The organism is Citrobacter sp. TBCS-14 (assembly GCF_005280805.1).
In the GTDB taxonomy this organism is placed as follows: domain Bacteria; phylum Pseudomonadota; class Gammaproteobacteria; order Enterobacterales; family Enterobacteriaceae; genus Citrobacter; species Citrobacter gillenii.
On sequence record NZ_SZWM01000185.1, the window covers coordinates 40,113 to 52,012 of the forward strand.

Consider the following 11,900-nt stretch of genomic DNA (forward strand, 5'->3'; position numbering starts at 1 on the left):
CTCGATGAGGATAAAAAAATGAGTATTGATCGTACCTCACCATTGAAGCCAGTTAGTACTGTCCAGCCGCGCGAAGCCAGCGACACGTTGGTCCAAAAAACGCGTAAGGAAAAAACGTCCACGACCAACAGCACTAGCGTCATGTTGAGCGACGCGCAGGCAAAGCTGATGCAACCCGGCACCAACGACATCAATATGGAGCGCGTTGAATCACTGAAAACCGCCATCCGTAACGGTGAGTTGAAAATGGATACCGGAAAAATTGCCGACTCGCTGATCCGCGAGGCGCAGAGCTACTTACAGAGTAAATAAAGTATGACGCGTTTGTCAGAAATACTTGATCAGATGACGACTGTCCTGAATGACCTGAAAACGGTGATGGATGCTGAGCAGCAGCAACTTTCCGCAGGCCACATTCACGGTAGCCAGCTACAGCGTATTACAGAAGAAAAAAGTTCTTTGCTGGCAACCCTGGATTACCTGGAGCAGCAGCGACGTCTTGAGCACGACGCGACGCGCAGCGCTAATGATGATATTGCCCAACGCTGGCAGACGATTACCACTAAAACGCAGCATTTACGCGATCTCAACCAGCATAATGGTTGGCTGTTGGAAGGACAAATCGAGCGCAATCAACAGGCGCTCGAGGTGCTTAAACCGCATCAGGAACCCACGCTGTATGGCGCTAACGGCCAAACATCTTCAGCCCATCGCGGCGGAAAGAAGTTCTCAATTTGACGAATGCCTGACGGCTCGTAGCTTTCAGGCCTGCGTGTTTTGCAGGCCGGATAAGGTGATCCCCTCATCCGGCAGTATGTTCATTATGCCGTTCGGCGCACAAACTCTTTCACTTTAAAGCCCAGCACGGCCAGCGCGGCAAAGTAAGCAGTAATGCCGACCAACACCACCGCCATTAAGCGCAGCAGACGCCACAGCATCGTCCCCTGAGACCACTCCGGCATAATGTACAGCATCCCCACCAGCGCCGCAGACATCACCAGCACAGAGATCACCAGACGCGCCAGGAACCAGGCCCAACCCGGCTGTGGGGTGAATATTTTCTGTTTACGCAACTGCCAGTACAGCAGCGAGGCGTTCAGACAGGCCGCCAGACCGATCGACAGCGACAGCCCGGCATGTTTCAACGGACCGATAAACGCCAGGTTCATCACCTGGGTCATAATCAGCGTCACGATGGCAATTTTCACCGGCGTTTTAATGTCCTGACGGGAATAAAATCCGGGGGCCAATACTTTCACCACGATCAGGCCAATCAGGCCGACCGAATACGCTACCAGCGCGCGCTGGGTCATGGACGCATCAAAAGCGGTAAACTTACCGTACTGGAACAATGAAACCGTCAGCGGCTTTGCCAGGATCCCCAATGCCACCGCACTGGGCAAAGCAAGCAGGAAGCACAGGCGTAAACCCCAGTCCATCAGGCGACAATATTCATCATGGTTACCGCTGGAAAAACTTTTTGACAGCGAGGGCAGCAGAATAGTGCCCAGCGCGACGCCCAGAACACCTGACGGGAACTCCATCAAACGGTCAGCGTAGTACATCCAGGAAACCGAACCTGAAGCCAGAAATGACGCGAAAATCGTGTTGATAATCAGGGAAATCTGGCTGACGGAAACGCCGAGGATCGCCGGCCCCATCTGCTTCACTACGCGCATCGCGCCCGCATCACGAAAATTCACGCGCGGCAGCACCAGCATGCCAATTTTCTTCAAGTGCGGAAGTTGATATACCAGTTGCAGCACACCACCGACGGTCACGGCCCATGCCAGCGCCAGCACCGGCGGATTAAAATACGGCGCGGCAAACAGCGCAAAACCGATCATGCTGATGTTGAGAAACGTCGGCGCAAACGCCGGAATAGAGAAACGGTTCCAGGTATTCAGAATCGCACCCGCCAACGAGGCCAGCGAAATCAACAGAATATAAGGAAAGGTTATCTGCAACAGCTGGGTAGTCAGCGTAAATTTGTCAGCAGTATCGGCAAAGCCTGGCGCGGTGACCATGATCACCCACGGCGCGGCAAGCATCCCGGCAACCGTCACAACGGCCAACGCCAGCGTCAGCAAGCCAGACACGTAGGAAACAAACACGCGGGTGGCGTCTTCGCCCTGCTTACTTTTGTATTCAGCCAGAATAGGGACAAATGCCTGAGAAAATGCGCCTTCAGCAAAAATTCGACGCAGCAGGTTAGGAAGTTTGAAGGCCACAAAAAAGGCATCGGTCGCCATCCCTGCACCAAAGATTCTGGCGACGATCGCATCACGCGCAAAACCCAGCACGCGTGAGAACATCGTCATTGAGCTGACGGCTGCCAGTGACTTTAATAAATTCATCTATGTTGTATTCCAGACTCTGAGGCAAAACCCCGTATAACCAACATCGCCATCCGGCAATGTCACTGTGCCTGATGGCGACGCCGCAGCGTCTTATCAGGCCTACAAGCCAGCCTATGGTTGAAAAGAGGTGTTATTTTGAGTGGGCATATATACCCGTCATACTTCAAGCTGCATGTGCGTTGGCTGCGCTCGCTCACCCGAATCACTTACCTGAGTAAGCTCAACGGGATTCACTCCCTTGCCGCCTGCCTGCAACTCGAATTATTTTGGGTATAGTACCTGGATTATGCTGAATTACTACCGCCAGATGTTACAGGGGGTTATTCGTCCATCGCATCCCGCCACAGCTTTTCCACCACGCGCTGCGCCAGAATAGCCTGCTCACCCGCTGTCTCAGGAACTGTCTGATTTTGCACGCATTCAATAAAATGGCGCGCACATCCGGTAAAGCCTCGCTGCTCCAGCGTCGTTTGCCAGCCGGGTATCGGTTGCTGAACGACACCGTGTCCGCGCTCCTCACGCCATTCACGCATATCCGTGACATCAATTAACCCACCGTCGATAACCGCCTGCACGCTCTCGCGCTGACTGCCCGCACGGCGATGCATACTGGTCGTTATCTGCAGCCGGTCGACGCAGAAATGGTGTTCTGCATACAGCATTGCTCCGGACTCGTTGGTTAACAGCGTGCCGCTATTTAGCTGTGCCTTTCCCCCTGCCAGCCACAGCGCGGTGTCCACCACATGCAGATAGTCATCCAGCAGCGTAAAACGCAGATCGTGTGGCCCGACGCTATCGCTGCGATGCTTATCCATGCGGATGGAGGCTGGCTGGCTTAACTGCGACTTTAACTCGCGATACAGCGGCGCAAACCGGCGGTTAAATCCGACCATCAACGTCAGTTTTTTTCGCGCCGCCAGCTCCACCAGTTGTTCCGCATCACGCAGGTTTTCCGCCAGCGGTTTATCCACACAAACGTGGACCCCAGCATGAAGCAATTCGCTGACTACCGCATGGTGCGTCGCAGTACTGGAGTGTACGAAAACCGCATCACAGGTTGCCGCCAGGTTTTGTAATGAATCAACATACGGCATGCGCCAGGCTGCACAAATCCGTTCTGCTTTCTCACGCGAAGGTGACCAGGCCCCCTGTAACGTCCAGTCCGCAGCGGCGCCCAACACGGGTAGCCAGGCCTTTTGCGCGATGCCGCCCAACCCGACGACACCGATACGAAGTTTTTTCACGTTACTCTCCCAGATGCGCCAGCAAGGATTCGAGCCGCTGTTTTAACTCAGCGACTTCGCTTTCCAGCACCTCAACGCGCGCCTGCAAATCGCTGGATGCCGCCTGAGGCTCATCAGCGGTTGTCACCATCGTCAGATCGACGTCGCCACAGAACAGATGCATATAGCGGCTTTCGCGTTTTCCCGGTTCACGCGCCAGACGGACCACGTAAGGACCATCTTCGCGGGTGGCCAGCTGTTCCAGCGTTGACTCCACTTCCGCCACATCGCTGAATTCATACATGCGGGATGCGCGACTACGCAGTTCGCCCGGCGTCTGCGCACCGCGCAGTAACAGCGTGGTGATCAAGGCCACCTCACCGGCGCTGAGCTTAAGGTTACCAAACTCTGAATTGCAGAAGCGCTGTTCGTACTTGGTCACACGATTGCCGAATCCGCTCACCGTACGCAAGAAATGGCGTTTCACCAGATTATCGAGCTGATCCTGCACCTCCGATTCCGACAGATTCATCACCGGTTCACGATTGGTTTTTTGGTTACAGGCGGTCACGACACCATTCACGGAGAGCGGATATTGTTCCGGCGTAGTCACCTGTTTTTCCAGCAAACAGCCAATCACGCGTGCTTCGGTAGCGGTTAATTCATATTTCATCGTCTTCTCCATTCATCAGCCAATACAGCTGAAACTTAGCGACCGGGGGTCCATTCTGATGTTGTTAACGCCGTCAGCACATGATCGCGCCACTGCCCATCTATCAGCAGATAGTCTTTGGCATAACCTTCTTTTTCAAATCCAAGCCGCGCCAGCAAATCGCCGCTACGTTTATTGTGTGGCATATAGTTCGCCATAATGCGATGAATATGCTGCGTACGCTGCATATAGCGAATGGCTGCAACCAATGCCTCGTACATCAATCCCTGCCCTTGCCACTTTTGCGCAATGGAATAGCCGAGATAGCAGGCGTGAAACGATCCACGCACAACGTTGGAGAAATTTGCAACACCGATAATCTCTTTCTCTTCCGGGTCGAGCAGCGCAAAGTAATAGGCAGAGCCTTGTTTATGAAACTCGGTGATCATACTCAGACGCGCCTGCCAGCCAGAGGGATAGCAGTGGCTTTCATCGCGAATAGGCTCCCAGGGCTTTAAGAAATGACGATTCTCTGCGTAATAATCTGCCAGACGCCAGGCATCACGCTCATGCACTAAACGCACGACCAGGCGGTCCGTGGTTAAGCGCACTTTTGGCACGTTACTGCGATAGCCAAACATTCTATACCTACTCCTTCCCGCACCGTTTTCAATACGCTATTCGCGATACTATACCTGTACAAATATGCCCGATGAAAAGAGCAAAACACCATTTCTTGAATTATTCACACATTTTGATGAAAACTCTCTATCAAGACCGACTTTTGATAAAAAAATATTGTCCCGCCGAGGGTGGGAAAAGGTCAGACAACCCCGCAGAATAGACAGGCTTACCGTTAAAACTCTAAACAGAGTGACGAGTTTTTCCCTGGAGGGGAAATGTCGCAAGTCTCGCAGGCGAGGAACCTGGGTAAATATTTCCTGCTTATCGATAATATGCTGGTCGTGCTGGGCTTCTTCGTCGTCTTCCCGCTGATCTCGATTCGTTTCGTCGACCAAATGGGTTGGGCCGCCGTGATGGTCGGCATCGCGCTCGGGTTACGTCAATTTATTCAGCAGGGTTTGGGAATTTTTGGCGGGGCCATTGCCGACCGTTTTGGCGCAAAACCGATGATTGTCACCGGCATGCTGATGCGCGCCGCCGGGTTTGCGACGATGGGAATCGCCCATGAACCCTGGCTTCTGTGGTTTTCCTGTTTTCTCTCCGGGCTGGGCGGCACGCTGTTCGATCCCCCCCGTTCGGCGCTGGTGGTCAAACTGATCCGCCCGGAAAAGCGCGGGCGCTTCTTCTCCATCCTGATGATGCAGGACAGCGCCGGGGCGGTCATTGGGGCATTACTGGGAAGCTGGCTGTTACAGTATGACTTCAGGCTGGTCTGCGCCACCGGGGCCATTATCTTCATCCTGTGCGCCGCCTTTAACGCCTGGTTGCTTCCTGCGTGGAAACTATCGACAGTGAAAATTCCGGTGCGTGAAGGGATGAACCACGTGATGCGTGACAAGCGATTTGTCACTTACGTGCTGACGCTGGCAGGTTACTACATGCTGGCAGTCCAGGTGATGCTGATGCTGCCGATTATGGTTAACGACATTGCCGGATCCCCGGCGGCCGTCAAATGGATGTATGCCATCGAGGCGTGCCTCTCGTTAACGTTGCTCTACCCGATTGCCCGCTGGAGCGAAAAACGTTTTCGCCTTGAACACCGCCTGATGGCCGGTCTGTTAATCATGTCACTCAGCATGATGCCTATTGGGTTGGTCGGAAACCTACAGCAGCTCTTCACCCTGATCTGCACGTTCTATATCGGCTCCATTATTGCTGAGCCAGCACGTGAAACGCTCAGTGCCTCGCTGGCGAGTGCACGGGCCCGGGGGAGCTATATGGGCTTTAGTCGGCTGGGACTCGCCATCGGCGGCGCCATAGGCTACATCGGCGGCGGCTGGCTGTTTGATATGGGTAAGGCACTGTCGCAGCCCGAGTTACCGTGGATGATGCTGGGTGTTATCGGCATTATCACCTTCCTGGCGCTGGGCTGGCAGTTCAGCCACAAACGCACGACGCGTGGAATGCTGGAGCCTGATGCCTGACGCGTAACCCTCAGCCCGGACACCTTTTCAGTTTTTTCTGCTGGTGTCCGGGGCGCTGGTACTGGATGCTGCTTTGTGTCACGATTACGCCATAAGCATCATGTTGAGGAACCCCATGAAAAAGTTTTTTTTTGCTGCTGCACTCATTGTCAGCGGCCTGTTGGTTGGTTGTAATCAACTCACACAATACACGGTAAGCGAGCAAGAAATTAACCAGGCGCTGGCAAAGCATAATAATTTTTCGAAAGATATCGGTTTGCCCGGCGTTGCTGAAGCCCACATCGTGCTGAGCAATCTGACCAGCCAGATCGGTCGTGAAGAACCCAATAAAGTGACCCTGACCGGCGATGCCAACCTGGACATGAACTCACTATTTGGCAGCCAGAAAGCGACAATGAAGCTGAAGTTAAAAGCATTACCGGTGTTCAATAAAGAAAAAGGCGCGATTTATCTGCAAGAGATGGAAGTGGTTGATGCGACCGTCACGCCAGAAAAAATGCAGTCGGTTTTGCAAACCCTGATGCCGTATTTAAACCAGTCGCTGCGCAATTATTTCAACCAGCAACCGGCATACGTCCTGCGTGAAGACAGCAGTGAAGGCGAAGCGCTGGCGAAAAAGCTGGCAAAAGGAATTGAAGTAAAACCAGGTGAAATCATCATCCCGTTCACCGATTAACACACCAAAGGGCGCATCAGCGCCCTTTTTTTTCGTGCAAACGAAAACGTTTCCGCTTATCCTTTGTTTCCGGCAAAAAAGACTATCCTCAGCCGGAGCATATTGATGACTGCACCATCCCAGGTATTAAAGATCCGCCGCCCAGACGACTGGCATCTTCACTTTCGCGATGGCGACATGTTGAAAACTGTCGTGCCCTACACCAGTGAAATTTATGGACGCGCAATTGTCATGCCGAACCTGGCACCGCCCGTCACTACTGTTGACGCAGCCATCGCTTACCGTCAGCGTATACTGGACGCCGTACCTGCCGGACACGATTTCACCCCGTTAATGACCTGCTATCTGACGGACACGCTGGATCCCAACGAACTGGAGCGCGGGTTCAACGAAGGTGTTTTCACCGCCGCCAAACTCTACCCGGCTAACGCCACCACCAACTCTACTCACGGCGTGACCTCTATTGATGCCATCATGCCGGTTCTGGAACGGATGGAAAAACTCGGCATGCCTTTGCTGGTGCACGGTGAAGTCACGCACGCGGAAATCGATATATTCGATCGCGAAGCACGCTTTATTGACACGGTGATGGAGCCATTGCGGTCGCGTCTGACCGCGCTGAAAGTGGTGTTTGAACATATCACCACTAAAGACGCCGCCGACTACGTGCGTGACGGCAATGATCTGCTGGCAGCGACCATTACCCCGCAGCATTTGATGTTTAACCGCAACCATATGCTGGTCGGGGGCATTCGTCCGCATCTGTATTGCCTGCCTATTCTCAAGCGAAACGTCCACCAGCAGGCGCTGCGCGAACTGGTCGCCAGTGGTTTCAGCCGGGCGTTCCTCGGCACTGACTCGGCGCCGCATGCGCGTCATCGTAAAGAATCCAGCTGCGGCTGCGCGGGGTGCTTTAATGCCCCTACCGCACTCGCCAGTTATGCCACCGTCTTCGAAGAGATGAACGCCCTGGCCCATTTAGAGGCCTTCTGCTCGCTTAACGGTCCTCGCTTCTACGGACTGCCGGTTAACGACACCTTTATTGAACTGGTTAAAGAAGAGCAGCAGATACCGGAAAGTATCGCGCTGGAGGGAGACACGCTGGTGCCTTTCCTCGGCGGTGAAACAGTACGCTGGTCAGTGAAACGCTAAAAAAATGTCGCAACCTGTTGTCAACTGGCGAAGTTAACTGTATAAATAACCAGTATATTCAACAGGGGGCTATTATGCGTATTGAAGTCACTATTGCCAAAACTTCACCTTTGCCTGCTGGCGCCATTGACGCGTTGGCAGGTGAACTCTCCCGTCGTATTCACCATCATTTTCCGGATAACGACGGTAACGTCACCGTTCGTTATGCCGGCACAAACAATCTGTCGGTCATTGGCGCGACAAAAGAGGACAAAGAACGCATCAGCGAGATCCTGCAAGAGACATGGGAAAGCGCGGATGACTGGTTCATTAATGAATAAAAAATGATATGCAGTGATGTTTTTTGCCGGGTCGCCCCGGCTTTTTTATTTTCCCGTATCATAAAGATTTCGAGCAATCTCTCTCAACAAAACAGTTAATGTTTATTTACATGCTGATTATCTTTTAGTCAAAACCACAAAATAACTGCACAACATGCTAAAAAAATATGAATGACATGCCGGTTTATCGTTCAGATAACACTTAAAACAAAAAAATTATGCCTTGTCCTCTTTAAATTTTCAGTGAATACCCTTATTTATTGATATACTGAACTTGCTTCAGAAAAAAACGCATTGAACCTCGAAAACCGTTGTCTAGTAACACGAATTAGGGGGCATGATGGAAAAGAATAATGAAGTCATTCAGACTCATCCGCTTGTAGGATGGGACATCAGCACCGTTGATAGCTATGATGCGCTGATGCTGCGCTTGCACTACCAGACCCCGAATCGTCCAGACCCAAATGGGACTGAAGTTGGTCAAACGCTCTGGTTAACCACTGATGTTGCCAGGCAATTTATTTCGATATTAGAAGCCGGAATCGCCAAAATTGAATCAGGTGATTTCCCCGCTAATGAGTATCAGCGTCATTAAATCTGATGCACCCAACCTTCAAAAGGCACCTTAACGGTGCCTTTCTTATTTGATAGTTGAATAATGCGGGTCAGTTATTTACCCTGCTACTATCGCGATTGCAGAGAGAAGCGGATGAAATACGACTTAATCATTATTGGCAGCGGTTCCGTAGGCGCCGCCGCCGGATACTATGCCACGCGCGCCGGTCTGAATGTACTGATGATCGATGCACATATGCCGCCGCATCAACAGGGTAGCCATCACGGCGATACACGCTTAATTCGTCATGCCTATGGCGAAGGTGAAAAATACGTTCCGTTGGTCCTGCGTGCGCAGACATTGTGGGATGAACTCGCCCAGCATAATGAAGAACCTGTGTTTGTCCGTTCTGGCGTTGTCAACCTCGGCCCAGCAGATTCCACGTTCTTATCTAACGTGGCGCAAAGCGCAAAACAGTGGCAGCTCAACGTTGAACAGTTGGATGCCGCTGCCATCATGGCCCGCTGGCCCGAAATTCGTGTCCCGGAAAACTATATCGGCCTGTTTGAGGCCGATTCAGGTTTTCTGCGCAGTGAGTTGGCCATTAAGACCTGGATTCGCCTGGCTGAGGAAGCAGGCTGCGCTCAGCTGTTTAAATGCCCGGTTACCGCGATTCACCATCATGATGATGGCGTAACGGTTGAGACCGCAGACGGCGACTATCACGCGAAAAAAGCGCTGGTGAGTGCCGGCACCTGGGTGCAGGCATTAGTACCGGAACTGCCGATACAGCCAGTGCGTAAAGTGTTCGCGTGGTATCAGGCTGACGGGCGCTACAGCGTTAAAAACAATTTCCCGGCCTTCACCGGCGAATTGCCTAATGGCGATCAGTATTACGGTTTCCCGGCCGAGAACGACGAACTGAAGATTGGTAAACATAACGGCGGGCAGGTTATTCACTCAGCCGAAGAGCGCAAAGCGTTTGCCGCTGTCGCCAGCGATGGTTCAGAGGCTTTCCCGTTCCTGCGTTCTGTTCTGCCCGGCGTGGGATGTTGTCTGCAAGGTGCGTCGTGCACCTACGATAACTCTCCGGATGAAGACTTTATTATTGATACGCTACCCGGACATGATAATACGCTTATTATTACCGGGCTAAGCGGTCACGGCTTTAAGTTTGCCTCGGTACTGGGGGAGATTGCGGCTGATTTTGCCCAGGACAAGCCGTCGGCCTTCGACCTGGCACCGTTCAAACTGAGCCGTTTTAAACGATAACCATGATATGGCCTCGCCACTGGGGCCATTTTATTGAAGGAATAATAGTGATGCGCCGCATCGTTGACTATCTGGTGAATAATATACGCGAGCATTTTATGCTCTACATTATTTTATGGTCTCTGCTGGCAATCATGGATGTAATATATATTATGTTTTTCTGATCTTAGCCTGCTGACAATAATTGACAGCAATTGAGATTTCTTTAATTTTTATTGTGATTAATTGAATAATCAGAAACCCTGCAAAGTACCTCACATCAGGCTCTACCCGCCCATCTTTCTCTAAACACCTGATGATCAACTCATCATCACATCAAATTTATTGAATTAAGAATAAATATCATCACTATTGTTATTTATTAGTTGCATTAATGTCTTTTACAGGCCATTTTCATTCACTTCTGAAATATCTATCGGTGTATTTATGCAATTCAATAATAGTCCACAGCGCTATGGTGTGGTGTCAGCCGTTTTACACTGGCTGGTCGCGCTTGCCGTGTATGGCATGTTTGCGTTGGGTTTATGGATGGTCACACTCAGCTATTACGATGGCTGGTACCACCAGGCACCTGAACTGCATAAAAGCATCGGCGTATTGCTGATGATGGGGCTTGTGATTCGCGTGGTCTGGCGGCTGTTCTCTCCTCCTCCTGCGGCATTGAAAAGCTATTCTCGCTTAACTCGTCTGGCTGCGGCCCTGGGCCACCTCAGTTTATATCTGCTGCTGTTCTCCATTGTCATCAGTGGGTATTTAATTTCGACCGCAGACGGCAAACCCATCAGCGTCTTTGGCTGGTTTGAGATCCCCGCCACGCTCGCCAACGCCGGGGCGCAGGCCGATCTCGCCGGAAGCCTGCACCTGTGGCTTGCCTGGAGCGTTGTGGTCCTCTCTCTTTTACATGGGCTGATGGCCCTGAAACACCACTTTATCGACAACGACGATACCCTTAATCGCATGTTGGGAAAATCGTCATCTGACTATGGAGCTTAAAATGAAAAAAAACCTGCTGGGACTGACTCTCGCATCTTTACTGTTTACCACCGGTTCGGCCATCGCGGCAGATTACAAAATCGACAAAGAAGGACAACATGCCTTTGTTAATTTTCGTATTCAGCATCTGGGATACAGCTGGCTGTACGGCACCTTTAAAGACTTCGACGGATCGTTTACCTTCGATGAAAAAAATCCAGCCGCCGATAAAGTGAACGTCACCATTAACACCAACAGCGTTGACACTAATCATGCCGAGCGTGACAAGCATCTGCGCAGCGCAGATTTCCTTAACGTCGCCAAATTCCCGCAGGCGACCTTCACCTCCACCAGCGTGAAGAAAGCGGGTAACGACCTGGATATTACCGGGGATCTGACGCTGAACGGCGTCACCAAACCGGTCACGCTGGACGCGAAGCTTATTGGTCAGGGTGGCGATCCGTGGGGTGGCACCCGTGCAGGCTTTGAAGCACAAGGGAAGATTAAGCTGAAGGACTTTAACATCACCACCGACCTGGGGCCTGCTTCACAGGAAGTAGACTTAATCATCTCGGTAGAAGGTGTTCAGCAGAAATAGCATCTCAATGC

The 11,900-nt window shown here is 51.9% G+C and carries 15 protein-coding genes; 11 read left to right on the plus strand and 4 right to left on the minus strand.

The window, feature by feature from the left end:
* The first annotated feature begins 18 nt into the window (after positions 1-18).
* Together flgM and flgN are read left to right on the plus strand one after the other, a co-directional pair.
* Positions 19-312 (plus strand): flagellar biosynthesis anti-sigma factor FlgM, encoded by a 294-nt coding sequence (gene flgM, locus FDX22_RS08865; RefSeq protein ID WP_146717066.1) that lies wholly within the window; start codon positions 19-21, stop codon positions 310-312.
* A 3-nt stretch (positions 313-315) separates the two neighbouring features.
* Complete coding sequence (gene flgN / locus FDX22_RS08870) at positions 316-738, plus strand: flagella biosynthesis chaperone FlgN (RefSeq protein WP_115258870.1); 423 nt, start codon at positions 316-318, stop codon at positions 736-738.
* A gap of 83 nt (positions 739-821) precedes the next feature.
* Here flgN and murJ read toward each other — a convergent pair whose 3' ends face one another.
* The 4 genes from murJ to rimJ all read right to left on the minus strand — a co-directional run bounded on the left by murJ (position 822) and on the right by rimJ (position 4,876).
* Positions 822-2,357, minus strand: a complete 1,536-nt coding sequence (gene murJ / locus FDX22_RS08875) for a murein biosynthesis integral membrane protein MurJ (RefSeq protein ID WP_096757566.1) — start codon at positions 2,355-2,357, stop codon at positions 822-824.
* Between the two features lie 323 nt (positions 2,358-2,680).
* Complete coding sequence (locus FDX22_RS08880; RefSeq protein ID WP_096757567.1) at positions 2,681-3,604, minus strand: Gfo/Idh/MocA family protein; 924 nt, start codon at positions 3,602-3,604, stop codon at positions 2,681-2,683.
* A gap of 1 nt (position 3,605) precedes the next feature.
* Entirely contained in the window at positions 3,606-4,256 is a 651-nt protein-coding gene (locus tag FDX22_RS08885) for a YceH family protein (protein ID WP_096757568.1), read from the minus strand.
* 35 nt (positions 4,257-4,291) lie between these two features.
* Entirely contained in the window at positions 4,292-4,876 is a 585-nt protein-coding gene (rimJ, locus tag FDX22_RS08890) for a ribosomal protein S5-alanine N-acetyltransferase (RefSeq protein WP_115258871.1), read from the minus strand.
* Between the two features lie 258 nt (positions 4,877-5,134).
* Here rimJ and mdtH point away from each other — a divergent pair, with 258 nt between their 5' ends.
* From mdtH to FDX22_RS08935, 9 genes are all read left to right on the plus strand, one after another.
* Entirely contained in the window at positions 5,135-6,343 is a 1,209-nt protein-coding gene (gene mdtH, locus FDX22_RS08895) for a multidrug efflux MFS transporter MdtH (protein WP_096757570.1), read from the plus strand.
* A gap of 115 nt (positions 6,344-6,458) precedes the next feature.
* Complete coding sequence (locus FDX22_RS08900) at positions 6,459-7,019, plus strand: lipoprotein (RefSeq protein WP_096757571.1); 561 nt, start codon at positions 6,459-6,461, stop codon at positions 7,017-7,019.
* A gap of 105 nt (positions 7,020-7,124) precedes the next feature.
* Positions 7,125-8,171, plus strand: coding sequence for a dihydroorotase (pyrC, locus tag FDX22_RS08905; RefSeq protein WP_146717067.1), 1,047 nt, complete (start codon positions 7,125-7,127; stop codon positions 8,169-8,171).
* A gap of 74 nt (positions 8,172-8,245) precedes the next feature.
* Positions 8,246-8,491, plus strand: a complete 246-nt coding sequence (gene dinI, locus FDX22_RS08910; protein ID WP_096757573.1) for a DNA damage-inducible protein I — start codon at positions 8,246-8,248, stop codon at positions 8,489-8,491.
* Between the two features lie 340 nt (positions 8,492-8,831).
* Positions 8,832-9,086, plus strand: coding sequence for a biofilm formation regulator BssS (bssS, locus tag FDX22_RS08915; protein ID WP_096757575.1), 255 nt, complete (start codon positions 8,832-8,834; stop codon positions 9,084-9,086).
* Positions 9,087-9,200: 114 nt separating this feature from the next.
* Positions 9,201-10,319 (plus strand): N-methyl-L-tryptophan oxidase, encoded by a 1,119-nt coding sequence (gene solA / locus FDX22_RS08920; protein ID WP_146717068.1) that lies wholly within the window; start codon positions 9,201-9,203, stop codon positions 10,317-10,319.
* Positions 10,320-10,369: 50 nt separating this feature from the next.
* Complete coding sequence (locus FDX22_RS08925) at positions 10,370-10,483, plus strand: YceO family protein (protein ID WP_096757577.1); 114 nt, start codon at positions 10,370-10,372, stop codon at positions 10,481-10,483.
* Between the two features lie 262 nt (positions 10,484-10,745).
* Entirely contained in the window at positions 10,746-11,312 is a 567-nt protein-coding gene (locus FDX22_RS08930; protein ID WP_115258876.1) for a cytochrome b, read from the plus strand.
* A 1-nt stretch (position 11,313) separates the two neighbouring features.
* On the plus strand, positions 11,314-11,889 hold the full coding sequence (locus FDX22_RS08935) for a YceI family protein (RefSeq protein ID WP_096757579.1): 576 nt from the start codon (positions 11,314-11,316) through the stop codon (positions 11,887-11,889).
* Positions 11,890-11,900 lie beyond the last annotated feature (11 nt).

Excerpts from the sequence above, each read along its gene's own strand:
- bssS (WP_096757575.1), top strand. The coding sequence starts at position 8,832 with ATGGAAAAGAATAATGAAGTCATTCAGACTCATCCGCTTGTAGGATGG.
- FDX22_RS08930 (WP_115258876.1), top strand. The coding sequence starts at position 10,746 with ATGCAATTCAATAATAGTCCACAGCGCTATGGTGTGGTGTCAGCCGTT.
- FDX22_RS08900 (WP_096757571.1), top strand. The coding sequence starts at position 6,459 with ATGAAAAAGTTTTTTTTTGCTGCTGCACTCATTGTCAGCGGCCTGTTG.
- flgM (WP_146717066.1), top strand. The coding sequence starts at position 19 with ATGAGTATTGATCGTACCTCACCATTGAAGCCAGTTAGTACTGTCCAG.
- solA (WP_146717068.1), top strand. The coding sequence starts at position 9,201 with ATGAAATACGACTTAATCATTATTGGCAGCGGTTCCGTAGGCGCCGCC.
- flgN (WP_115258870.1), top strand. The coding sequence starts at position 316 with ATGACGCGTTTGTCAGAAATACTTGATCAGATGACGACTGTCCTGAAT.
- FDX22_RS08935 (WP_096757579.1), top strand. The coding sequence starts at position 11,314 with ATGAAAAAAAACCTGCTGGGACTGACTCTCGCATCTTTACTGTTTACC.
- dinI (WP_096757573.1), top strand. The coding sequence starts at position 8,246 with ATGCGTATTGAAGTCACTATTGCCAAAACTTCACCTTTGCCTGCTGGC.
- FDX22_RS08925 (WP_096757577.1), top strand. The coding sequence starts at position 10,370 with ATGCGCCGCATCGTTGACTATCTGGTGAATAATATACGCGAGCATTTT.
- pyrC (WP_146717067.1), top strand. The coding sequence starts at position 7,125 with ATGACTGCACCATCCCAGGTATTAAAGATCCGCCGCCCAGACGACTGG.
- mdtH (WP_096757570.1), top strand. The coding sequence starts at position 5,135 with ATGTCGCAAGTCTCGCAGGCGAGGAACCTGGGTAAATATTTCCTGCTT.
- FDX22_RS08885 (WP_096757568.1), bottom strand. The coding sequence starts at position 4,256 with ATGAAATATGAATTAACCGCTACCGAAGCACGCGTGATTGGCTGTTTG.
- murJ (WP_096757566.1), bottom strand. The coding sequence starts at position 2,357 with ATGAATTTATTAAAGTCACTGGCAGCCGTCAGCTCAATGACGATGTTC.
- rimJ (WP_115258871.1), bottom strand. The coding sequence starts at position 4,876 with ATGTTTGGCTATCGCAGTAACGTGCCAAAAGTGCGCTTAACCACGGAC.